Raw genomic sequence first — 24,784 nt, 5'->3', positions numbered from 1 at the left:
TAGTATCAGTATGCCCAAGTTTTAGAGATTACTTGTAATTACCTTGAAGTTTTTGCACCAGAACCTATAAGAATATAAACGGTATACTATACGGATTCATTTGGATTGAATACAGAATTTAAACTTAATGAATTGGAAGATGTAGAATAAAAACGGGCTGACTCGAAAGAGCCAGCTTTAATTCACAGCAGGTAAATTGATATTTGTAAAGGTGTTATTCGAATTGATGAAGTTACTAATATGATTTTTATTTGTGTAATATTTTAAATTCAATGGTGCTGTTCCTGTATAAACAAATCCATTGTCTTTTAAAATTAACTCGTTTACTCCTGCTGCTGCTCCTGAAGCTAAGAGAGCAGCGAATGCTGGATTATTAATAGTAACATTGCATTTCTCTACTATATAAGTTGTATATGGACGATTTGTATCAGATAAGAATAAATTATTTTTCGTATTAATGGAGATAGCACAGTCTTCAAGTGAAGTGTATGGTACTTGATTATCCACATTTGTAATACCAACTTCGCAAGTTGTATCTATAAGTTTTGATTTAGTAACTCTAATATTCATTGGACGCCCACTAAACAAATGATTTCTCAACTCGCAATTAAGAAGTTCGGACCTTGTGAACTCACAAACGTCTACAGTTTGAGTATTAGGATTTTCTGATCTGACTCGTAAATTTTCGAATCTACAGCTATCATATTCTTTAACTTTAAACGTCATCTCTCTTTGTGTTAAAACCGATTTAAAGGTACATTTGCTTATTTTGTTTGCTTTTATCCATGGTGTGGTAGTCGGATTTTCTGTAAAAATAATATAATTATTATCAAATGTGCAATTATCTCCCAATGCAACGAAATCAGGGTTTACGTATTGATTTTTAGATAAAGAAACCTTATACGAATCATTAGTTAAATTCATATTACCACCTGTGAAACTGTTGTCTATTATATTCACAAACGCCGTACTAAAATTAGAAGTCATGAGTCCAATATTATTTTGACAGTTGTATAAGTAATTATCCTTAATAGTTGCATGCATTAAAGAATAAAGATTAATCGCTAGGTAATCTATATTGTAAATGTGATTATGTTCTATTAAGACATCATAGCAACCAACTAAAATACCGTGATAACTGCCGTAAATTTCGTTATCTTTTATGGTACAGCTTGCTCCGTATGAATCTTCCATGTTTATTGAATAACGAGTTGGATTGTTGAAAATAGGTTTTCCATCCAAAAACCTAACCAATCCTTTTCCATTATCGCGGATTTTATTATTTATAACTTCGTTGTAATTCCCCCCTAAAGTTATACCACCCCTATGCCCATTAAAAACCTCGCATTTTTCAACAGTGTTATGGTGAGGGATACCACCAAACATAATTGTATATTGCAGATTCTTATTTACATTGTTTTCATTATAAAATTGAAGCCTAAATTTCATTGCGTTAACTGGGATTGAAATATCTGTATAGATTCTTCTTTTCTTCATAACCCCTATGAAATTGTTGTTATTATCGTAAAAGAAGATATCCAAGTCTTTACTATTTAAATTTGTTGTTCTAGCGTATCCTGCTCCAGCTATAAGAAAGGAAGTAATCTTTGGTGTTAAATCTTGAGGTATATTTAACATCTTTGTTGTGAGTGTATTCGTAGAGGTAATAGGTTGTCCAGTGTTGTAATCTAAGGCACTCAAAGTAAGACCTTGATCAAATTCTCCATAGTCAAATATCGAGTTTGAGCTAAATGAAATATTATCGCCCATATAATCGCGAACCTTACAATTTTTCACAGAACAATAATTTGAACTTTTTTGAAAGAGAATACCATACGTATTCTCCACTGCTACTTCTAAAGGATTAGAGAAACTTCTGTCGTCCCTACACCCAATTATAGTTCCACCAAATAAATTAGAATTGGTGACTTTACTAAATACGATACTATTCCCTTTGAAGTTGTAATAATCAGTAGTTGTTCTATTGTCAAATGGCGATTTTTTATTAGAATCGTATATAACTTTTAATGTCGATCCATTTAAATTAAAATCTAAATTGGAAACCATAACAATCTCACGTGGATAACATAGAGCGTAATTGCCTTTTGGAAGAATAACTTCAGAGTAATTATTAGATGCTGCATATTGTAGCGCATTGTTTATCCCCTGGATATTCTTATCAGCTTGTATATAATCTGCATCTACATAGGGTTTAGTAGGTAATCCTTCTTTTATGCCCCACTGATTTAATTCAATTAAATAATCCAATTATTATCACCTCTTAAATTTCTTAATATAGTATATTCATTGATAAAAGAAACCGTCCCCTAAAAGGAGACGGTTATAAAAATCATTTCACATATACATAGGCTTCGTTTTTTCATTTCCATATTTACAATCCTCCCCCTTTTCATCCATAATTTCAAAATGGAGAGAGATTAAGGACTGATTATTAATGCATATTCTAGAAAAATTAAACGAGGCCTTCACCTTAGAAGCTCAGGAATCATCACCGAGTAAAGTGGCTATTCAAGAATTAAAAAAATTCTCATCAATAAATATCCTTACATTTTTTATGCTTTTATTCCGTTTCAAACAATACGATAAATCTATGTTTATCTGATAACGTTTTTCTTCGATTTCACTCTTTGTTATTAATTCCTGGCTGTTTTTTAAAGCAACTTTATAACTGCAACGCCCAATGAAACAATTGATATTATCGTACCAATTGTCCATAAATTTGTATCCATATAATCAAAATAACGCTATTCTTTTTGTAAAAATATATAGAAGGGATGGTGTATTTTTTCATTTTAAGGAAATTTAGTTTTGTTATCTTTCCCTAATAACAAACAAGACGCCAACCAGATCATGAATTACTATTGGTTTAATCATTAACAAGTATATTTGGGCCCTTTTTCAACATATATGTAAAACCTGAAATAAATACGATACTAAATATAATAATGGAAGACCACATATTAAAATGAAATTCTTTACCTATAACTAAATAATAGATGTTATGGACCAAGAAATTAGCACCTATGATAATCCCACCTAACATTGAACTAATTACAAGGCTGATTAAATAAAATTTGAGCTTCTGAAACATTTCCCCTCTACTCCTTTTCTAAAATCAACTTTATTCAGGATATTTTAGAAAATTATACCATTTATTTTTCTGATATTCTTAAATCTATAATATATTTAAGGTTATTTTAAGAGAAGAAGGATTGCCTATCCAAATGTTCATTTTAGGGTCTCACCAACATGCCCATCAAGGTAATGAAACTAGTTGCTCCAAAACAAAAAAATGTATATTTTTACCTAGATATTCCAATTTTCTCATTTTGGGGGTATTTGCCTTTATTAGCTTGTTGGCGATGGGGAGTAACCCATAGAAAAGGAAATCCAAAGGGATAAAACGATGCAACTTCTGTATAAACAGTACATCTTCTTTATAAACGGTACGACTTTATTTCAAAGCTACAGTATTTTATTCTTTTTAACAGATTATTTAGAATAATTGAAAGATAAAAAAGCTCATCTTTTATGAAAAAAGAGATGGGCTTTTTTGTTTGTTGCCAATAAGTGAAGTTACTTGACGTTTACGGATAAAAAACACTCGTTCTGATTAAGGACGAGTGTTTTTTTAGTTTATCTAACAGGTATAAACTTCCATGAGCTAGGTTTTTGTTTTTTTCCACCTAGTACGATCCAATTTTTCTCTGCATTTATATTTTCATAATTTAATGGATAGTCATCTGTAAAAATATTATATTCTGTAGGTTTATCCAGGTTAATTTTAATTTTAAAGTCAGCTAAACTATCCGATTTTTGAGCAAGGTGAATCCAACTAGAATAATTAGACCAATTTAAATATTGAAATTGATCGTAATTTGAGTGCTTCATGCGAAGATATATACTCTCCCCGTGGTGTAGCTTTGCATCATTTTCTTTGTAGAATTCAAATGCTATAGGTGTACCAGATAAAGCATTGTTTTCTTTACTTGCAAGTGAGACATAATCATAACGGTTTGCTACATACCATTCAAATGTTAGACCTTGATAAGGAGATTCACTTGGTACGATATAATAGTTTTTCCCTGCTTCTATGACGTTTCCTTCTATATCATAGATTAATGCAGTCTCTATACTTGGAGCTTTCACATTTTCAGTAAAAGTTTTAAACCAAAGATTTAAGAAACCTGCTGTATTGCGCTGAGCTTCTCCTAAGCTTCGCTGCACAGCTGGGGTAACCATTTCTTGCCACAATTGTGCCTTACCACTATTATAATACTTAAATGTTTTATCATTAGTAATATTTTGGATTTCAGGTTTAGCTACTCGGGCTGCATAATCAATCCATTCTTCAGGTGTGGATAGAGAGTCGTTATACTTCCCTCCAGTATTGACTGCAAATTGATTTTGAATGGTTGTAACATAATTTTCAAAGTAGCTATGATACTTTATAGCTCTCGTATCAATTGCTGTAAAATTTGCTGCATGCATAGGTTGGGTAGCATCTGTAAAGTAGTGCGTGGCTACTCCTAAGTAATAGAAAGCTTTTTCATAGTCTTTATTTCGTAAATGTTCTCCAGATTCATAAAAGTATTTCTTACCTTGTGTAAGAGCCGTTGGATTTGTTTCTCCTCTATAGTTTTCTTTAGTATCAGGATCATAAAAATGAGATTTCCATCCGCCTTTAAAAACGCCGCCTATTCCTGTTCCACCATCGTTAAACTCTGCATTATAATCTGCATCATATAATCCTTTAGAAAATAGATCTTTATATTGTGGATAATTTAAAAAGTCCACAGCCTGCTTATTTGCTTCAATATTAGATTCTGTTTTCATAATTTCAATAGCTTGTTTTGCAATCCATAAATGTGTACTTTTATCAGAATGATACGGAGCTTCTGCAGACCATCTTGCAGTAATAGGATCATTCTCAGTTAAATCAATTTGATCGAGATGAGCATAGCTACTTTGAGGAGATACTCCTAAAATAGTTAAAGTCACTCCAGCTATACATAGTGTTGATGCGAATTTTTTCATTTTTTTATTTCCTTTCTAAATATAAAGATTCTTATGCAAATATTCATCATAATAACGTAATATCAACAGGTAAATATCTCTAATAAAAGTGCGGTTAGCAAAGACTAACTGCTTAATATTTCTCTTAAAGGGATACCGCCACATCGATCAACTTAAAAGTTTTAAGTAGACACTAAACAATAATTTACTTTCTCTACCTCTAGTTATATATAAAATCGCGTCTTATTTAAACATATATTTTTATGCAATTTCGCATATACAAATATAGGGAATCGAATAACCTTCCATTTATTGTATTAATGAATGACCGTTGTCTTTAGATAATTGAAATTATGATGTTTTAAATAATTCAGACGTAAAATTCATGCAAAAAAGAGCACCGCTATCTGTAGACGGTAAACGTAAAGCAACTCCAAAATATATAATAAAAGTTGACTTTGGTTTGAATCCTAGGATAAGAAACAGACTTAATGGATTATATATGACTATTTTCTTTTTGGGAGGAGCCTTTGGTTCATGGATTGGAAGTTATACTTACTATAAATTTAATAGTGAAGTAACTTTGCTCATACATAGCAAAAAGTGATCAAACTTTATTTTAAGCCTACATTAAAATGACTCAAAAACTCTTAGCGTGGGGTTTTTCCGAAATGCTGGCGATACCCCACAAATGGATCGAGGTTGATATAATAGAAGGAAAAGAACAAATGGAACAGATACGAAAATCTCTGGAAAACATAGAGAAACAAAGCCTAACTAAAAAAGTGAAACCTCTTCGACTGTTTCTAAAGGAAATCGCGATTGGAAATATCCCTCTAAAATGAAATGAAATTGTTACCTGTTAAAATACAAATTAAGTATTACAGCAACTATTTGGAATCTAATTGTAATTCAGCTTTGTCGTTTGTCAGTGTATTATCAGAATTACAATTTCCAGAGTAGATAGCTCTTGCTTCATCACACGAATCAGATTTTTCACATCCTATAAGCATTCCTAATGTTATAAACGATAATAAAATCTTTTTCATTATAATACACGCTCCATACTATTTAGAATGTTATGATGTTCTTAGACTAAGTAAAGTTTATAACATATATTCCCATAACAGAAAACATATGTATTGAATTAAAAAAACTGAGGAAGTTCAATTTTTGACCAATTTATATAATAGACTTCACCATACATGCCCGTCAACTAACTTAAGAAGTGGATTGTTCCCCAAACCGAAAAAAATGAGTTAAACACTAGTCGTAAAGAAGTCATTTTTTCACTATGGGGAAACTTAAAATCTTAGCTTGATAGCAATGTGGTATTCTTTCTATCTTATGGTAGTAAAAAAGGTTCTGGTACGAAAATGTTAGTTAGGAACATAGAGTAGCAATTTCTTCTTCATTTCTATCTTATGAAGCTAAGCCAAATAATTTATGAATAAATCACTTCTGGTTTTGGGCAGACTTTTCCGGTAAAACAAGTTGCCCTTTTTTCATCATATGCATGGCTTCAACACCACTCAATATAGAGATTGCTGTTTTAAACGACTTTAATCCTAACATAGAACGAACTCGCCTTTTAATAAACCGGTGGTCTTCTTCCACTATATTATTGAGATATTTAACTTGCCTTAGTTGTATACCTTCAGGCATATGTTTCTCTTCTCTTAACTCTTGAATTGCTACAGGATAGGCAGGGTTCTTATCTACTGTTATCACGCAAGGTTTAGAAACATACGAAAAAGCCAAGGCTTTCTTGAAAAAGCGCTTGGCTGCTTGTTTATCTCTTGATTTACTTAGATAAAAATCAATTGTATACCCTTCTGAATCGACTGCATGGTATTAGTACATCCATTGAGCTTTTACTTTGATATATGTTTCATCGACTTTCCATTAGTCATTTGTTGATTTAAGATGATGTCGTACTTTCTCTTCTAATTGAGATCCATATTGATGAACCCAGCGCATAATCGTTGTATGAGCAACAGATAAGCCCCGTTCCGCCATCATTTCCACCAAATCACGAAAGCTCAAGTTGTACCGTAGGTACCATCTTACTGTTTGCAAAATATTATCATGATGATAATGCTTCCACTTGAATAAATTTCGCTTTCCATACTGATCACTCACCTTTTTTAGAGTAATAGTATCAGTATGTCCAAGATTTAGAGATTACTTGCAATTATCTTGAAGTTTTTGCATCAGAGCCTTACATCTTATGTCCCCACTGGTCAAAGTGATAATCTTTACCGTCGATTTTAAACCAACCGTCTGAATAAAGTGAACCAGTTACTATTATTTTAATACCTTTCTAAATTTACGACCAAAAGAAAGAACCATACCTGCAAGAACCATCAATACACCCATTGCTGCACTGTTATTTGTACTTGCACCCGTTTTTGGAAGCTCTTTATATGTATCTTCTTTTTTATCAGTAGTACTATTGTTTGAGATATTACTGTTACCAGTATCAGAGGCATTGCTGTTGTTAGTACCAGTACTGCCATTATCAGGACCGTTATCGTTGTCTGAACCATTATTTCTGTTATTAGAACCGTTACCATTGTCCTTATCTTTCACAACTACTTTTTGTATTGTAGTTACCTTATTACCTGCGGAATCTTTGACACTATATATTACTTCATAAGTACCGGCTTTAGATGTATCTACAGTTCCTTCATGCGTTACTTTAGAAGTAAGGTCACCACCTTCTTTATCAGTAGCTGATACTCCTGCCATTGAGGCGAATAGATTACCCTCAATAATTGTTGTTTCAGCAGGTACTTTTAGTACTGGTTTTTCATCTTTAACTTCTTCTCCAGCTTTAACCGTTACTGTTTGTTTCGCAGTTACTTCATGACCTTTAGTGTCTGTAACTGTGTAAGTTAATACGTAAGTACCGGCCTTAGATGTATCTACCTTACCATCAACTGTTACTTTAGAAGTAAGGTCACCGTCTTCTTTATTAGTAGCTGATACTCTTGCCATTGGGTCGAATGAATCTCCTACATTAATTGTTGCTCCAACAGGCACTGTTAATTTAGGTTCCATATCTGGAGTTTCTCCATTTTCCTCTACAATTACAGTCTGTGTAGCCGTTGCATTAACCCCTTGGGAATCGACAACCGAGTACTCCACAATGTAGTTACCTGGTTTAGAAGTATCTACATCGCCTTTATGTTTTACTATATTTGTTAAATCACCATCTTCTTTATCAACAGCTTTTACGCCTCTCATCGGGTCGAACATATCACCTACATGTAGTGTAGTTATAAACGGTACAGTTAACTCCGGCGCTTGTTTTTCCACAGCTTTTTCTTTTTCTTCCACTGTTACCTTAATTTTTGCTGCATCAAAAGCTTTTTGGACTGCTTGAGCTTCAGCCGAGTTCGCGCCATATTTATTTGTTGCAACTCGAAGGCATGCTGATCTCAATTCAAAGAAATCAGAAGTCATGTTTAGTTCATCATTGTTTGCATAATAAAAAATATCAAACATTTTATCCTCGCCAATACCTTTTACAGTTACACCGTTATGCGTGCCACCTTTTGCAATTAAATATGCAACTTTATTAATAATACTTGAGTTGAAATGAACGCCTCCATCATCCTCTCCATTTAAATTAGTATATTTACTATAATCATCTGGATATGGTACTCCATTTGAATAATTGATTGAAGATGGATTTTTCATATCACGTAAAACTAATCCAGTTTGTTCTCCTATTGTCCAGTTAAAATTCCCATTGTTTATATATTTCTCAACAGCCGTCCCCATAATATCCGATAACGCCTCGTTAATCGCACCAGATTCTCCGGAATATTCAAGATTGGATTCGCTAGATGTAACCGCATGTGTAAATTCATGTCCCGCTACGTCAAATGCCTTCACCATAGGATCTCCATATACGAGCATACTACTATTATTAATATTAGCACTTAATGCATTTTTCCAATTTTTCGGATCGTTCGTATCCTCAGAATCCCAAGCGTGTACAACTGAAACTACCTTTTGTCCCTTATTATCAAAACTATTACGCTTGTATTTATCTTTATAAAAATCAAATACTTTTGTTGCTAAGTAATGGGCACTTACCGCTTTTGGATCATTAAATGTTGTTGAAGTGCTAGTTGCTAGTGTGCCAGGATAATAGCTTTCCTCTTTAGTAATATCTCTGTAATTCACATCATATGTTTCAATTCCTTGCCCCCTTGAATAATCAGCAAGTGCATATTCACCATTACTTTGTTTAGAAATACCAAATGTACGAGATATACCGAAAGCATCGTTTCCTGTTCCAGTTAATGATGCAAGATTGCTTTTTCTACTTTCCTCTAAGGCATCAACAAGCTTCTCACTTGCTTTTAAATCTGATTCTTGTACCATATTTTTTAACATTTCACCATTATGAGCATTCACTAAATAAGTTCCAGATACATATTTTGGTGTTACTGCAGCAAATGTAACCTGGTATGCATTACTGGCTTGTCCATTATTTTCATCAACAAAAATAACTTCCTTTACTTCTGGCTCAGAAATAAACTTGATATCATTCCCGTACTTCGTATAAATATATTGTTTCGCTTTTTCTTGTGATAGATTAATAGGCTTCTTTAAATCTTCTTGTTTTAAATTTTGCGCACTATCCCCTGAAACACTTTTAATAACACCCTTTTTATCTACGTGTGCAGTCAATTGATACCCATATACTTCTTTTCCTTCATATGTTTGTTGCATACGCACAAGTGTAGTCCCATCATACGAACCGCGTTTTTGAAGAACCTTATAATCTACTCCCATTTCTCCATTCACTTGTTTTGGAGACAAAGCTTGCTCTGTCTTTTCCTTAAGGGCATCTTTTACTACATTCTCTGGTGCCTTTTGTGATGGTTGTGTAAGTTCACCTGTACGGAACGAATCCTCCTGAATTTGAGCTTGTAATTGATCTGTTTCCTCTGCATGACCTACTCCAAATGGTATTACAGCTGTTAAAGCTAATCCTGTTGTTAATGCAACTGTAGCTGTTCTTTTTTTATTTTTCATGGTATTTACCCCGTATAATTTTCTGAAGTATTAAATCTATAAAATTATACTGTCTATTCCTATTGAAATAAAGAGAAAAATGAAGAAATTATAGTCGATGGACATGGGGTCACCATACAAAAAAAGAAAATTGTACGTTTGAACACATTTTGGACACAAAATAACCGGTACCTTGTACGTTAAGGAACCGGTTATTAATGTTACGAATCTTTTACTAAATTTATTTACATTGACATACTTGGTAAAAACTTCGCTATTAATACAATAATTGCCGCAAAGAATACCGCTTTAATAATGAATAGAATAATAATTGGAATCAATGCTTTCACTTTACTTAATCCAGCTGTAATATGTAATCCAAGCCAAATTAAGACTAAATTCCATACATAGAATATTTCAATTGTATTACCAATTCCATATGCAAATGTACCTTTCGTAAATAATAACCCTAAACTCGTATATTGGCTCATTCCACTACCAAAGATTAGACCTAAACTTGAATTAATAAGTCCACCAATAATAAGGACAATATTTGTATAAGCTACAATATTCAATAAGGTTTTATAAGGCGTATCATTACCAAAGAACATCATAAACATTTTATAAATAGCTGCTATGAATAGTGTTCCAACCATCGCACTAGCAAAGCTTGTTTCAATTCCAGAAATAACTTCTGATGTAAGTGAACTTTGTCCAGCCATTTCACCTAATTCTTTTTTCATTTTAAGCATCTCAGGTGAGGTATACATAACATACGCATCTAAACCACCTAGAAGCCCTTGTAACAATGCTACTAAGAGGAACATACCCCAAACTTTCTCGTTTGTTTTCATTCTTTCAAATTGTACTCCAGGAGATGTAATCATTCCAAATAATGATGGCTTTTTCGCACCTACATCTTGTGTATTAATATTCGCTTTCATTATAACGCCTCCTTAAAGGATGGTAAAAACAATTAACTCAAACAATATGTATGTGTAATAGAGATATTTATCTTTACTACACTAGTAAACTATTCGTAGCGGAGTGCTTCAATTGGATCTAATTTTGCAGCTTTATTCGCTGGAATTAATCCGAAAATAATACCAAGTGTCATTGAGAATAATACGCCCCCGACAACAACTTCCCATGAAACAAGTGGTGGCCATTTCGCAAATGTGGAAACAATATATGCCCCGCCATATCCAAGACCAATTCCGATCAAACCACCTAGAAGCGTTAACATAACGGCTTCAATTAAAAACTGTAATAAAATTTTACTACGCGTTGCTCCAAGCGCTTTACGTATCCCAATTTCGCGCGTACGCTCCGTTACAGATACGAGCATAATGTTCATAACGCCAATACCACCAACGACTAATGAAATGCCAGCGATACCACCGATGATCATTGTCATGATATTAGTGACTTTAGAAACTCCTTCTTGGAACTCTTTTAAGTTTACTAATTCATATTTACCTGGAATTTCACTCGGCATACGACTATTTAATACTTCAACAGCTTTTTTTCCTGCTGATTCTAAATTGTCTACATTTTTAGCCTGAATTGCGATACTTTGAATTTCATCTGTTCCGTATAAAACAGGCCATAAGGTGAGAGGAATCAGTACTTCTTCAGTTTCAAATCCCATAAATTCATTATCTGATTTATAGACACCGATAATTTGCACCGGCTGTCCTTTCATTTCAATAATTTTCCCTACTGGATTTTCATCTTTAAATAGCGTCTCTTCTGCCTTCGTACTAATCATAACGACGTTATTACCTTGTGAAATATCTGATTCATTCAATGAACGCCCTTTGAGCATTTTCACTTTATTTACTTGAAAATACTCACTATCCAGTCCAATAACATTAATCATTGCTTTTTTATCGTTTATATCAAGTGTTTCCATCGTACTATTCGTCGTAATAACATGGGCAACATCTTTTACCTGTTTCACCTCAAGAATATCTTCTTCCGTTAATTTTGGTACTTCATGTCCACCCATAGCAAACTCATCATTAATATCCGGCTTAAACTGAATTGGCATAAGGTTATTACCAGAACCAGCGATTTTCGACTTCAGCATCGCTTCCCCGCCCTGCCCAATCGCAACGACAGTAATAATAGAACCTACACCGATAATAATACCGAGCATCGTCAAAGCTGAACGCAGTTTATGAGCTAAAATAGAAGATAGGGCAATTTTTATACTATCTAGTAAACTCATACTGCACACCTTCTATCTTCAGTAATTTTCCCATCTCGCAGTACAATGCGGCGAGATGAATAAGCTGCTACCTCTTCCTCATGCGTAACCATAACGATTGTCGTTCCTTCTGCATTAAGCTTCGTGAAAATATCCATAACTTGTTCACCAGACTTCGTATCAAGCGCACCCGTCGGCTCATCAGCCATAATGAACGTTGGATTATTCGCAATCGCTCTCGCAATTGCTACACGCTGTTTCTGTCCACCTGATAACTCACTAGGTAAATGATGCACTCTATCTGCTAACCCTACTTTGTCCAGTGCTTCCAAAGCACGCTTACGACGCTCAGCTTTCTTCACCCCACCATATACGAGCGGAAGTTCAACATTTTCCACCGCTGAAAGACGGGGCAGTAAATTAAAATGCTGGAACACAAAGCCGATATATTCATTACGAATTAAAGCTAGCTTTGACTCATCTGCTGTTAAGATATTCACATCATTCAGCATATATTTTCCTTCTGTTGGGCGATCTAAACAACCGATAATATTCATAAGCGTTGATTTACCGGAACCAGACGGTCCCATAATTGAAACAAACTCACCACTCTGAATCGTCAAACTAATACCATGCAAAATCGGTACTGCCAATTTCCCTTGATAATACGTTTTAGCAATATTATTTAAAGTAATCATTTCTCTTTCACTTCCATTCCGTCATACACGTTGTCGGAAGGATTTTTAACCACCTTTTGTCCCACTGCTGCGCCTTCAACAATCTCTGTCCAGTCTCCATCAGTAGCGCCTTTTTTCACATTTTTTTTATGAAGCTTCCCTTTCTCCTCAATATAAACAAATGCATCATCGCCTTTTTCTACAATGCTCTTACTTGGAACAGCAATCATCGTCTTATTCTCTAAATTTACTTGTAAAGAAACGTGATAACCTGGAGATAAACCATCTTGGCTATCAAGACTGGCCTTATATGTATATTGAGACATATTTTGAGTTCCTTCACCAGCTGCTTGAGCCATCTCAGCACTCGTTGGGAATTCACTTACTTCCGTAATCTTACCTGTCCACTTCTTATTATTATTTGCTTTCGCAGTTACAGTAAACGCTTGATCTTTTTGAATTTGTGACTTTTGAAGCTCTGTTAAAGTCCCTTGAACTTGGAACGGATCTTTAGAAGCAACTTGTAAGAATGCTTTCCCTTGGCCACCTAAAGCTTGAGATGAACTTTGTGCTGCATCTTTATCTAACTTTTGTACAACACCTGTAAAATTACTATAAATCGTAAGTTCTTTCTGTTTTTTACTTAACTCTTCTTTTTGTAACTTTCCTTTTTCTTTTTCAAGATCAGTTGTTTTTTGTGCCATTTCTAATTCGCTTACTTGCTCTTCCATTGGGTCTGTTACTTCTTTCCCAGCTCCACTATCTTTTGCCTTCTTAATTTCGTTCTTCAATGAATCAATTTTCTTTTTCCCTTGATCATAACGCATATCAGCCATCTTCTGATCAAGCTCAGCTTGTTTCACCTGTAAATTAATTTCTTCATTATCATAAGAGAATAATTTCGTTCCCTTTTCTACCTCTTGTCCTTCTTTCACTGCAATATCTTTCACTTTTCCTTTAGTTGGATCCGCATAGAAGCTTTCAATATTCCCTGGCTTCACCTGACCCGAAATTAACTTCGTATTATTTAGCTTACGCTCTGTCACTTTCTCAAAACTTACAGCATCCGTCTTCGTTGTATCTTTCTTCTTACCTTGCATAACAAAAATATTAACCGCCGCAACGATAACAATTAGTACAATAACCCCGACAATAATCCATTTTTTTTTCTTATTTGGAGTACGAACTGTATTTGGTAACATAATCTTTCCCCTTTCAAAATTAAATATTACTAAACATATAGTAATTAAATAATATAACACGAAAAATACTCATAACCAATATGTAATATTGCATATAATTAGATTAAAAGATTTTTATAGGAATTAATATTTAGTTAAATGAAGAAAGAAATTGTAGGAAAATTTGGTTCTGGTGCAAAAACTCTAAAAATTTCGCAAATAATCTCTTAAACTTGGACATACTGATAGTATTACTATTACTCTAGAAAAAGGTATGTGATCGATATAGAAAAGGAAAATTTGTTCAAATGGAAGCATTATCGACCGGAACTAATCTTATTAACAGTAAGGTGGTACCTACGGTACAATTTGAGCTTCCGTAACCTGGTGGAAATGATGGAGGAACGAGGCTTATTCATAGCTCACACAACGATTATGCGATGGGTTCATTAATATGGACCTCAATTAGAAGAGAAAGTACGATATCACCTTAAATCAACAAATGATTCATGGAGAGTCGATGAAACTTATATTAAAGTGAAAGGGCAATGGATGTATTTATATCGTGCTGTTGATTCAGAAGGGAATACCATTGATTTTTATCTAAGTAAATCAAGAGATAAACAAGCAGCCAAGTGCTTTTTCAAGAAAGCCTTGGCTTTTTCGTACATTTCGAAACCTCGTGTGATAACAGTAGATAAAAACCCTGCCTATTCTGTAGCGATTCAAGCGTTGAAAGAAGAGAAACATATGCCCGAAGGCATAAAGATAAGGCAAGTTAGATATCTTAATAATATAGTGGAATAAGATCATCGTTTTATGTTGGGGTTTAAGTCATTTAAAACTGCAACTTCTATATTGAGTGGTGTTGAAGCCATGTATATGATAAAAAAGGGATAGATTGATTTACCGAATCAGTCTGTCCAAAATCAAAAAGAGTTCATCTACCAAGTGTTTGGACTTATAGCATAAAATACGATTTCACTAGGAATCTACTATTATCCGTGTTTTTCTTCATATATTTGCACCAGAACCGAAAAAGAATCCCTTATGATGTCTGGGATTCTTTTTCTTGTTAAAGTTTTATCAGACAAATGATCTGCACATCAATTTATTTTTGATATACAGATCATTTGTCTGATAATTTTTATAAATAATTGCGGAGTAATAAACTTACATAAATGCTTTTAAAAGTTCTTGAACTAATGGAATTGCCCCACCTATGAATTTTAAAACTGCCATTGCGATTTCCATAATCATTTCCTCCTCTTTTGTTGATGCTAAGATGTTATTTATCTTTATGCTTTTATTATAGTAAGCACTCATATTTTCATCAATATATTTTCATATGCAATATTGAATATATGAGACAACGAAATATCACATTTCCGTATTAAGAATATGTATTGGAAATTAAGTGTTCCCTCAAACAAAAAAGAACTTGTAGTTCTTCTACAAGCTCTTTTTTGTTAGTACTAATGTTAACGGTTAAACAATTTAAACAGGTACTAAGACCAAATCCATTGATCATCATTATTTTGATTTGAAGTTTTCGATTCTTGAATTTTTTAGATGTTGTTTTCTATGTTCCAATTTATAGAACTTCCGCCCCATTGTGCAAATTCCATATTATTTACTTTAACTTTGTCACCGACATTGAGTTTTTGTCCCTGTGTTAAGTAAACTTCTAGAATTTCATCTCCACCGTTGATTTTAGGATATTTAACAAGTACATAATCTATAGGCACGTTTACGTATTCATCAATTTTTCCTTTTTTACTAACTTCTCCTATTACATAATCAGGTCGACCATTTTCTTTTAAATGCATTCCTGGTGTTAATGATTTATTTTCAATAGAATTTGCAATCATATATTCAGTAAAATTGCGCATCATTGTACTAGTAACTTTTACTTGATCTCCTATTTTTACATTTGGTATAGAATCAAAATTGATACTGATAGGATCTGTATATTGTTTTGATTCTACAAAAATAACATTATTACTAATCTCAACTACGTGACCTTCAATTGTTGATATATTTGATTCAATAGAAGCTGCACTAGCTTTTGTTACTTCTATGCCTGGTAAATTTGTTCCTGCAAGTGCTGCTACTCCTAATGCACCAGCTAAAACGATTTTTTTATACCCATTTTATAACATCTCCATTCATGTTTTAATTTTAATATTAACCTTATTGTAACTATTATAGTTACATCGATAATGATTATCAACCATGGATTGTATGCAATCTTACATATTTAAAAAATAGAACATTAAAATTTAGTGTTTTAAAAATGAGTGTAAACAAATATTCAAAAGTTTACTTTTGAGAAAGGTAAAAAGAGTCCTATTAATTTAGGGCTCTTTTTCGTTTTGGGGTAATTCTAAATTCTTAAGTTGATGGGCATAGGGTAGTAGCATCACATCGCTATCAAGATAAGAAAAGCAAATACCCCCAAACAAGAAGATTGACATGTCCAGATGAAAATGTACAATTTTTTGTTTAGGGGGCGTTATAAAGTTTTTAAGTTGATATGAGGTATCACCAAGTGAACTACTCGCCACTTAACAAAGCTTGAAGTGAGAGCTTCTCAGTTCCACGACGAAAGTAACCTTTCGTCTCCCTGAGCGTTACTTCGGGGTGTTCCACCCCTAGATGTCCAACGCTTGGACGCTCTCTTGGTACGGTTGATATTTTACGGAGGAACCGCATGGCTTGGTTTTCGCACTCTATTTTCTTCCTGCAACCTCATATATCAAGTTATCAAAGAACTTCATATAGTTAGTTTATCAAAAGTTTTTGGCTATGCCAAACCGGAATTCATCTCCCACCTACCGTTGGGCTATCGCCCTTCACACGCTTGAGAAAGGAGAATTCTTTCGGTAAATTCGTTAAATTTTTACGAGCAGTAATACGCCCTTATAATGATGATATAATAAACCACTCAACTTCATTTTCTTTTTATTGATGGGATTGCGCATTTGAAATTGCATTATATAAAAACTGTGCATACTGTTCACGTGTTACGTTCATATCCGGAGCAAATTTCCCTTCTCCAACTCCTACTGCAATATGGTTCGATTGCACGGCACTAATCGCATCTTTTGCCCATGAATTTGCTGGAACATCGTTGAAATTATGTGGCGCCTTTACATCTAATCTAAATGCTTTCTTAATAACTTGTGCCATTTCTGCACGTGTTAATGTAGCTTTCGGTCTAAAGTTTCCTTGATCATCCCCTTGGAAAAATCCTAGCTTAGTTAAAGCCAATATTTCCTTAGGAAACATTGTTGAATTTCCATCGATATCTCTGTATGGATTTTCATATTTATCTTGTTTTTCTATATGCAAAGTACGGTAAATTAATGCAGCTACTTGTTCCCGTGTTACATTATCACCCATACCAAATATCCCATTTCCATAACCTGCAATAATTCCTTTATTCGCTAAATCATGAATTGCATGAAATGCCCAGTGTTCTTGTGGGACATCCTTAAATATAGTTCTATTTACTCCTGCATCGATTTGTAAATCATTTTTTATTACATCCCAAAGTGGATTATCTTGACGTTTTGGTTGCCCCTCTTCATCCCATTTTATTTTTTCTGTTCCTAATTCATAATTCATTCCTGTCCAAGTATCTTCACGGAATGCATAGAATGATTTATGCCATCCTTTCTGATTGAATATAGAAATTAAGTCTTGCATGTATTGGGGTGCTCCAGGAACGGTACGATTAATTCCAAATTCCTCAGCAATGATTCGATTAGATGGTACATGATTTTCCTGAGACCAATTTTGCACAGGCTGTAAGAATGTATTTAATCCATCTTTATCCCACATCATAGGTGTTTCTAAATCTCCTACTTTTACAATTCCAGGATATTGATACTCTTTATTTTGATTTTCACGTTGACTTGTTAATTGATATGGCTCATACATATGAAATGCATACAATGTCTTATTATCTTTAACTGGTTTAAGATATTTAAAAGCCCAAGGTGTGGCATATAGACCTGAATCTAAAATAATAGGTGTTTCTTTATCTACTTCACGAATTGAAGTAACAACTTTTTGATAAAATTCATTTAAATCAGCTGGGGTTCCCTTCACTTTTGAATACCATTTCTCATAATCTTCCGTCCAAAAATCATTATATCTATTTTTCTTAGATGTTTCTGGATGTGGTTCATTGATAATGTTGTAACCAACCACAGCTGGATGATCTTTCAATTCAAACGCAAGGTCTTTCCAAAATTGGCTTGCTTGTTCTTGATATTTCTCTTCTTCCCAAATTCTATCATCATTCTGATTATTGTTAAATTGACGCCAACGATCACCAGGTAATGAAAGCATTGTAAGTACAACTTTAATCCCTTGTGATTGTGCAGCATCTAAATCTGCTTTCAATTTTGCTACATCCTCTTCCACCAATCTTTGATAATTATCTGCATTACCGATAAGAAAATCTTTTCCTGATGTATCTGGTTTGTCTTCAAATAAGAAATCCTTATCTTTTGCCCATTTATCAGGTGCTAAACGAACATATTCAATATGAGCTTCCTTTGCACTTTTGTAGTTCTCAGGTAATGAAGTGCTATTCATAAAATTAGTACCTGTTCTTTTAGAATTCCAAAAATCCATTTTGGAACCTGCACTTTTGTATGTCTCAGCTTTCACATTCATTTCTTGTATCCCTAAGCTCATCATGCCTATTAATGCGACTATCGGTATGATTTTTTTCATAACTTCTCCCTCTTTCCATGTCAGTTTCTTATTATAAAATAAATCACTTATGTTACAGGAAAGTGACAATTTCAAAAAAATTAATTTATCAGCATTGGCAGGTAAAGAGGGAGCAGACACAAAAACAGGCTGTGGAGAAAGTCTTCTTCACAGCCTGAGAACAAGTTATATATCCAAATATGACTTGTTCCTTTCACTATTTAGTTTTTATCGTTTGTTATAGTTGATATAACTAGGGTCATTATAAACCCACTGATTCGTTTCAATTCTTAGCCAACCATTCTTTTCTTCATATACTGTAACTTTTTCACCTTTACTTGCCTTTCTAACAATAGAGTAGTTTGTACCTGCTCCACTCCGAACATTTACCCCAATACCATTTATTTGAGCTGTTCCAATTGTATTTTGAACACTACCGGTTTCAATTACTTGAAGCATGTTTAGAATGAATGATGCTGTTTCACCACGAGTTGTTGTTCCTTTAGGGTCATATTGATTGTCACCCTTACCTTTTACAATACCTAGTCCATACAATCTTTGTACGTCTTCTTTATAGATAATTTTGTCTTTGTCTGAGAATGGTAAGTTTGCAACTGGCCCCCATAGACCTTTATACTGTAAAGCCTTGTTTACAATAATTGCTGATTCTTCTCTTGTAATAGATGTGTTTGGGTCAAAATAACCGTCACCTCTACCTGCAATGATACCTGCACTTGCAGTGCGTTTAATACCATCTCGTAAAGTTGAGTTTGCATCGTTTAGGTCTTTAAATGAAGTATCTCCAGCGGGCAAGTTTAGAGATTTAGAGATTAATTGAGCAAATTCGGCTCTTGTTACCGCTCTATTAGGTGCGAAAACACCGTTTCCTTCCCCTGCCATAATACCCCTTCTATTTAGCTCTCGAATAGCCGGCTCATACCAACCTCCTGTAATGTCGTCTTTTGGTTGATAAAGATTATTATAATATCCTCCAGCACCATTTACGAATGCATCCCATTGTCCATTATTAATCATGTTAGCAGGACAATTTTTACCGCTCCACCTTTGATGTTTTACGATGTTATTTAACGGTACACCAGTTTCTTTCATTAAATAAGCTACAAGTTTCTTAGCGTTATCTACTGCTTTACTGTAGTTACCATCGCTGTTAACCGCGATTTCAATTGCAATAGACTCTCTATTACCCGGGCCATTACCGTCTCCTGCGTGCCACCCGTTTTCGTTTAATGGTAAGTGTTGATAAATCTCTTTATCGTCCACTGTAAAGTGCCATGATGCAGCTCGGTCTGTGTTCCCTACTGCTTGGTTATATAGGTATTGAGCGTGGTTCCTAGCACCTGCTCCTACACTTGTATTATCAGTCTCATGAATTGTAATGTACTTTGGACTCATGTAGTTTTGAGGACGAATATTATCGTTACCTGCTGGAACAATCCATTCAGTGAATGGAACACCGTTTATTGTACTAGAGATGCTAGGTGATGCGGAAGACAGACTACGTTTTGTTCTGTTTGAATTGTTAGGAACAGTTAATGTACCTGTTTCTTCATGAATACCTTCTGAACGTTGAAGACTGTCTGCTTTCTTATTATCGACAGTACCTCCACCACGTCCGTCTACCTCTTCAAAACTAGCTTCAATACTTTTTAGAGCCTGTTCATCTGATGTTTGAAGTTGGTCTGTTTTACTTTGTTCCTGAACGCTTGTAGGTTGCTTATTGTTTACTGATTGTTGTTCCTCTGCAAACGATACCAATGGTGAAGATAATACCGTTAATCCTGCCGTGAATGCTACTACTTTTTTATTAAATTTAATGTTCATTTCTAACTTGGTATATCTCTCCATCTTAATAGATATACCTTCCTCCTTATACCTCTTTTAATGTGAATAATAGTGTGAATAATAGTGAGAATAGTAGTGAGAATAATGGTAGTCTGAATCCAAAGAATAACGATTTAATTTTTCATTCCATATAATCAACCAAAATCTATAGTTTCTCCTACATATTTCAGTGTTATAACATAACACTAGGGCTCCTCCCACTACTAAGACAAAAGAAAACCCAACATAGATTTTTCTTTTGTCTTAGTAATGGGAGCGTTTCAATCAGAAACCGAAGAGAATGATAGAGACTTATATTGTTCTCCTTTGCGATTTCAACCATACCATACATGATGGCACTCCCTCTAGTACATTTGCAAAAATATAGAATAAATAAGCTTATAATAACAAAAACTCAAAATATATATCAAGCATTTTTTTTGAAAATAGCATTTTTGTTACCTTTTCGTAACTACTATAGGCATATATATATGTTATAATTTATAAACTTTTGCAGACGGCCCCTTGCAAATCCATGTCTTTTCTACCCTTTTTGTCCCTTCGATTCTGTTGCAAAGTTTTTAAAAGTAAGCTAAATTTTTGCAAAACAGAATGAGGAGAATGATAAAAGGTATATTTTAAAGGAAAACAGTTCAAACAAGATGTTTTTTTGGTAGCCGTCGGCTACTACCATCGTTTTTCTTTAAGTTATCGAGATGTATCTGAAATTTTGAAAGAACGTGGTGTATCGGTCCATCCCACTACTATCATGCGATGGGTTCATGAACATGGAAATCTCATTTATCAGATTTGGAAAAAGAAAAACAAATCTGTGCAGCTGTCTTGGCACCTGGATGAAACCTATATCAAAGTGAAAGGCGAATGACGTTATCTCTATCAAGCAATTGATAAAGATGGACACACATTGGATATTAAGCTTCGCAAAAAACGAGATCATCAAGCGGCTTATGCCTTTATGAAAAGACTAGTAAAAACATTAGGAGAAGCAACGGTTCTCACAACAGATAGACTCCCGCGTTACTTTGCGCGTTCAATAAATTGGGAGAGCAAGGCTTTTATAAGCATACCATTCATTGTACAATCAAGCATTTGAATAATCTCATCGAACAGGATCATAGACATATCAAGCGACGTTTTTCCAAATCCGCAGGATTTCAAAGTCTTCGCCATGCTTCACGTAACTTGAAAAGCATCGAAACTATTCATGTCCTATATAAACAAAAACGAAGTTTGCAACAACCAAACTTCGTTTTTTCGACGTACAATGAATTAGAGAAACTATTCAAAGTTGCATAAACTCTACCTACTAAATTAGGATTTTTTTGTTTATATAAAAACTTTGCAACAGAGCCCGTAAAAGAAAGATTTAGTTTCATTTATGTTAAACTTTCATATTTATTATAAATTAATTAGGATATAGTTCACTTAACATAGTATGTGGGTTCTTATTCCAAAATCTATCTAATGGGGTTCTTAACCCTTGATTAATTATCCACCTTCTACTATACACCCTTATTAGTTCTTCATTAGTTAATTTTTCTTTTTCCTCTATCGTCCATTTCAATGCTTCCAATGCTTTCTCCTTTGTCCAAAATCCACGAGGGGCCCTATTTAATTCCCATTCTTTAAATTTCCCTGGATACAACTCGTGTAGCATGGCATATGGACTATTTTTCCAAAATCTCTCTAATGGAGTTATTAACCTTTGATTAATCATCCATCTTCTACTATAGACCTTTGTAAGTTCTTCATTAGTTAACTTTTCTTTTTCCTCTATCGTCCATTTTAATGCTTCCAACGCTTTTTTTCTTGTCCAGTAGTTTTTAGGTGTTTTCTGGAATTCCCACTCTTTAAAACATCCAGGATATAACTCATTTATCATACTAAATGGACTATCATTCCAATATCTCTCCAATGGGGTCCTTAAGCCTATTTCTGAAAACCAAATTACACTAATTTTTTTTCTTATCTCCTCATTATTCATTTGTTTTCTTTCCTCTATCGTCCATTTTAATGCTTCCAACGCTTTTTTTCTTGTCCATAAACGACTAGGAGTTTTTTTAAACTCCCATTCCTTAAAATGGTCTGGATATAATTCATTTATCATTATGTAAGGACTACCTCCCCAAAAAATTTGGCAAGGCGAACTCAAATTATGATTAGATAACCACCGAATGTTATAAACCTCCAATAGTTTATTATCTGTTAACCTTTCTTTTTTTTCTATCGTCCATTTTAACGCTTTCAATGCCTTTTCCTTTGTCCAATAGTTCCTAGGTGTCATTTGAAATTCCCATTCTTTAAAACAATTCGGATAAACATCATTTATCATTACATATGGGCTATCATGATATTTAACGCTAAGTAAACCACCTAATTTATATTTAATAATTAATTGGGATTTCCAACTCTTAAGAATTGTTTCTTTATCCCACTTTAAAACGTTTTCTATAAGATACTTGATTACACGTTTTGCTTGATTATTATCTTGATCATCACTCCATGTACCTTTGGGAAATCTGTTCCTTTTACTGTCCAATATCTCTTGGTATATCTCTTCTATTTTTATTACCATTACAACCCTTTTCTCTCTTTCTATAGTGATTTTTACAGTAAACGAGATAAAAATCACCAGCAATTACAAATTTATTTCTAAGCAATAATCCACCTATATTTTAAGTGCTAATAGGTGAATTTTGTTCATAATTAATATATATAATTGAACACTAATCCCCCCTCGATAAGGGGGAATAAGGGGTTCAGCCCATCAAGTTAACATTTTGAAGTTCCACTTTAACGAAAATTCTGTGTTTTTTATAGAAACGAATTTTATTTTTATCGTTTTGGGAGCAACCTGTTCTGTTAGGTTGATGGGCATGGGGTACAGCCATAATTACACACACAGAAAAAGAATCCCTTATGATTTCTGGGATTCTATTTCTTGTTTAAAGTTTTTTCAGACAAATGATTTGTACATCAATTTATCTTTGATATACAGATCATTTGTCTGATAATTCCTATAAATAATTGCGGAGTAATAAACTTACATAAATGCTTTTAAAAGTTCTTGAACCAATGGAATTGCTCCACCTATGAATTTTAAAACTGCCATTGCGATTTCCATAATCATTTCCTCCTTTTTAATATTATGATGTAGTGAATCTTATACTCTCATTATATTAAGTGTATTAACTAATATCAATACATTTTAATATGCAATATTTCATCTTGAAATCATGCTTAATACTGTTATATATAGAATAGATAAATTCTACATCATTTTTCGATATACTAAACAGCTAATGAATACATAAAAAAGGAAGAGAATTTTAAAAATTCTCTTCCTTTTTTATGTATTCATAGGGGTCACTATATGGGGTGTGAACTCCCCCCCACTTAACGTCCTAACGGACTGTTTGAAGTGGGGGCTTCTCGGTTAGTCGTTACTTTTGATAGCTAACGAATTCGTCTTAAGACAGCCGAGCTAACTCCCTTGTTCCAAAGGTTATTTTATTGCTATTTATGCTAACGCTAATAGGCGTATTGCTTCATTTTTGATATTGATAGCTGCGTTATAATCTCTATCGAGATTTACACCGCATATACAAGAATAGACTCGTTCAGACAATGTCATATTTTTTACATTTCCACAACTGCTACATGTTTTTGTAGAAGGAAACCATTTGTCTATTTTCACAAGTTGTTTTCCTTGTTCATTTAGTTTATAAGCTAAGAAAGAAGTGAACATACCCCACCCATTATCAGCGGCACTTTTTCCAAAATGAAGTGCTTGCGACATTCCTTTCATGTTTAGGTCTTCAATAGCTACAACATCAAAATTAGCAGCTAACTTTTTAGACTCATGATGAAGGAAATTCTTACGTTGGTTAGCTACTTTCTCATGTAACTTGGCTACACGAATACGTTGTTTATTCCAACGCTCAGAACCTTTATTGCGCCTTGATAATACTCGTTGTGCCTTTGCTAATCGGTCTAACATTTCACGATAGAACTTAGGATAATTGGCTTTCTCATCCTCAGAACTAACGTAT

Annotated in this window: 14 protein-coding genes and 6 pseudogenes; 3 read left to right on the top strand and 17 right to left on the bottom strand. The window is 33.8% G+C overall.

Annotated features, from left to right (window positions below; translation table 11 throughout):
- Nucleotides 1-177: 177 nt before the first annotated feature.
- The 3 genes from BAU23_RS18765 to BAU23_RS18750 form a co-directional block, all read right to left on the bottom strand.
- A complete protein-coding gene (locus BAU23_RS18765) occupies nucleotides 178-2,268 on the bottom strand; it encodes a right-handed parallel beta-helix repeat-containing protein (RefSeq protein ID WP_071734984.1) in 2,091 nt (696 codons plus the stop codon).
- Between the two features lie 619 nt (nucleotides 2,269-2,887).
- Entirely contained in the window at nucleotides 2,888-3,112 is a 225-nt protein-coding gene (locus tag BAU23_RS18755) for a hypothetical protein (RefSeq protein WP_071734982.1), read from the bottom strand.
- A gap of 545 nt (nucleotides 3,113-3,657) precedes the next feature.
- A complete protein-coding gene (locus BAU23_RS18750; RefSeq protein WP_071734981.1) occupies nucleotides 3,658-5,058 on the bottom strand; it encodes a zinc dependent phospholipase C family protein in 1,401 nt (466 codons plus the stop codon).
- A 427-nt stretch (nucleotides 5,059-5,485) separates the two neighbouring features.
- On the opposite strand from BAU23_RS18750, the pseudogene BAU23_RS29905 reads away from it, so the two are divergent.
- Nucleotides 5,486-5,644, top strand: a pseudogene (locus BAU23_RS29905) (MFS transporter); the annotation flags it as partial.
- A 283-nt stretch (nucleotides 5,645-5,927) separates the two neighbouring features.
- Here BAU23_RS29905 and BAU23_RS30255 read toward each other — a convergent pair.
- The 8 genes and pseudogenes from BAU23_RS30255 to BAU23_RS18710 form a co-directional block, all read right to left on the bottom strand.
- Nucleotides 5,928-6,086, bottom strand: a complete 159-nt coding sequence (locus BAU23_RS30255; RefSeq protein WP_000722376.1) for a hypothetical protein — start codon at nucleotides 6,084-6,086, stop codon at nucleotides 5,928-5,930.
- Between the two features lie 406 nt (nucleotides 6,087-6,492).
- Nucleotides 6,493-7,179: pseudogene (locus BAU23_RS29310) on the bottom strand (IS6 family transposase).
- 79 nt (nucleotides 7,180-7,258) lie between these two features.
- Nucleotides 7,259-7,336 (bottom strand): annotated as a pseudogene (locus tag BAU23_RS30945) (hypothetical protein); the annotation flags it as partial.
- Between the two features lie 8 nt (nucleotides 7,337-7,344).
- Nucleotides 7,345-10,092, bottom strand: coding sequence for a M4 family metallopeptidase (locus BAU23_RS18730; RefSeq protein WP_071734979.1), 2,748 nt, complete (start codon nucleotides 10,090-10,092; stop codon nucleotides 7,345-7,347).
- A 224-nt stretch (nucleotides 10,093-10,316) separates the two neighbouring features.
- Nucleotides 10,317-11,015, bottom strand: a complete 699-nt coding sequence (yknW, locus tag BAU23_RS18725) for a YknW family membrane protein (protein ID WP_071734978.1) — start codon at nucleotides 11,013-11,015, stop codon at nucleotides 10,317-10,319.
- Between the two features lie 89 nt (nucleotides 11,016-11,104).
- Nucleotides 11,105-12,304, bottom strand: a complete 1,200-nt coding sequence (locus BAU23_RS18720; protein ID WP_071734977.1) for an ABC transporter permease — start codon at nucleotides 12,302-12,304, stop codon at nucleotides 11,105-11,107.
- Nucleotides 12,301-12,981, bottom strand: coding sequence for an ABC transporter ATP-binding protein (locus BAU23_RS18715; protein WP_000631631.1), 681 nt, complete (start codon nucleotides 12,979-12,981; stop codon nucleotides 12,301-12,303). The genes BAU23_RS18720 and BAU23_RS18715 overlap by 4 nt, the downstream gene beginning before the upstream one ends.
- Nucleotides 12,978-14,162 (bottom strand): efflux RND transporter periplasmic adaptor subunit, encoded by a 1,185-nt coding sequence (locus BAU23_RS18710; protein WP_071734976.1) that lies wholly within the window; start codon nucleotides 14,160-14,162, stop codon nucleotides 12,978-12,980. Before BAU23_RS18710 ends, BAU23_RS18715 begins: the two co-directional genes overlap by 4 nt.
- Nucleotides 14,163-14,426: 264 nt before the next feature.
- On the opposite strand from BAU23_RS18710, the pseudogene BAU23_RS18705 reads away from it, so the two are divergent.
- Nucleotides 14,427-15,113: pseudogene (locus BAU23_RS18705) on the top strand (IS6 family transposase).
- A gap of 596 nt (nucleotides 15,114-15,709) precedes the next feature.
- Here BAU23_RS18705 and BAU23_RS18700 read toward each other — a convergent pair.
- The 3 genes from BAU23_RS18700 to BAU23_RS18670 form a co-directional block, all read right to left on the bottom strand.
- Entirely contained in the window at nucleotides 15,710-16,279 is a 570-nt protein-coding gene (locus tag BAU23_RS18700; RefSeq protein ID WP_071734975.1) for an ATP F0F1 synthase subunit alpha, read from the bottom strand.
- Between the two features lie 826 nt (nucleotides 16,280-17,105).
- Nucleotides 17,106-18,890 carry an S-layer homology domain-containing protein gene (locus tag BAU23_RS18675; RefSeq protein ID WP_083583381.1) on the bottom strand — a complete coding sequence of 595 codons (1,785 nt, stop codon included), beginning with the start codon at nucleotides 18,888-18,890 and terminating at the stop codon, nucleotides 17,106-17,108.
- Nucleotides 18,891-19,097: 207 nt separating this feature from the next.
- A complete protein-coding gene (locus BAU23_RS18670) occupies nucleotides 19,098-20,711 on the bottom strand; it encodes an S-layer homology domain-containing protein (RefSeq protein ID WP_071734990.1) in 1,614 nt (537 codons plus the stop codon).
- A gap of 670 nt (nucleotides 20,712-21,381) precedes the next feature.
- Between BAU23_RS18670 and BAU23_RS18665 the strand changes: the two are divergent.
- A pseudogene (locus BAU23_RS18665) lies at nucleotides 21,382-22,028 on the top strand (IS6 family transposase).
- A 109-nt stretch (nucleotides 22,029-22,137) separates the two neighbouring features.
- On the opposite strand, the gene BAU23_RS18660 reads toward BAU23_RS18665, so the two are convergent.
- The 3 genes and pseudogenes from BAU23_RS18660 to BAU23_RS18650 form a co-directional block, all read right to left on the bottom strand.
- A complete protein-coding gene (locus BAU23_RS18660) occupies nucleotides 22,138-23,307 on the bottom strand; it encodes a DUF4046 domain-containing protein (RefSeq protein ID WP_016130701.1) in 1,170 nt (389 codons plus the stop codon).
- 468 nt (nucleotides 23,308-23,775) lie between these two features.
- Nucleotides 23,776-23,959: pseudogene (locus BAU23_RS31040) on the bottom strand (hypothetical protein).
- 293 nt (nucleotides 23,960-24,252) lie between these two features.
- Nucleotides 24,253-24,784 (bottom strand): RNA-guided endonuclease InsQ/TnpB family protein (locus tag BAU23_RS18650; RefSeq protein ID WP_131802512.1); only part of this gene is annotated, 532 nt, incomplete at its 5' end.

The organism is Bacillus nitratireducens, assembly GCF_001884135.1.
GTDB lineage: Bacteria > Bacillota > Bacilli > Bacillales > Bacillaceae_G > Bacillus_A > Bacillus_A nitratireducens.
Note: the sequence above shows the minus strand (reverse complement) of the source record. Positions and strands in the feature narration are given on the sequence as shown.

Coding starts and splice junctions, on each gene's coding strand:
- BAU23_RS18755 (WP_071734982.1), bottom strand. CDS start 3,112: ATGTTTCAGAAGCTCAAATTTTATTTAATCAGCCTTGTAATTAGTTCA.
- BAU23_RS18750 (WP_071734981.1), bottom strand. CDS start 5,058: ATGAAAAAATTCGCATCAACACTATGTATAGCTGGAGTGACTTTAACT.
- BAU23_RS30255 (WP_000722376.1), bottom strand. CDS start 6,086: ATGAAAAAGATTTTATTATCGTTTATAACATTAGGAATGCTTATAGGA.
- BAU23_RS18730 (WP_071734979.1), bottom strand. CDS start 10,092: ATGAAAAATAAAAAAAGAACAGCTACAGTTGCATTAACAACAGGATTA.
- yknW (WP_071734978.1), bottom strand. CDS start 11,015: ATGAAAGCGAATATTAATACACAAGATGTAGGTGCGAAAAAGCCATCA.
- BAU23_RS18720 (WP_071734977.1), bottom strand. CDS start 12,304: ATGAGTTTACTAGATAGTATAAAAATTGCCCTATCTTCTATTTTAGCT.
- BAU23_RS18715 (WP_000631631.1), bottom strand. CDS start 12,981: ATGATTACTTTAAATAATATTGCTAAAACGTATTATCAAGGGAAATTG.
- BAU23_RS18710 (WP_071734976.1), bottom strand. CDS start 14,162: ATGTTACCAAATACAGTTCGTACTCCAAATAAGAAAAAAAAATGGATT.
- BAU23_RS18675 (WP_083583381.1), bottom strand. CDS start 18,890: ATGAAAAAAATCATACCGATAGTCGCATTAATAGGCATGATGAGCTTA.
- BAU23_RS18670 (WP_071734990.1), bottom strand. CDS start 20,711: ATGAACATTAAATTTAATAAAAAAGTAGTAGCATTCACGGCAGGATTA.
- BAU23_RS18660 (WP_016130701.1), bottom strand. CDS start 23,307: ATGGTAATAAAAATAGAAGAGATATACCAAGAGATATTGGACAGTAAA.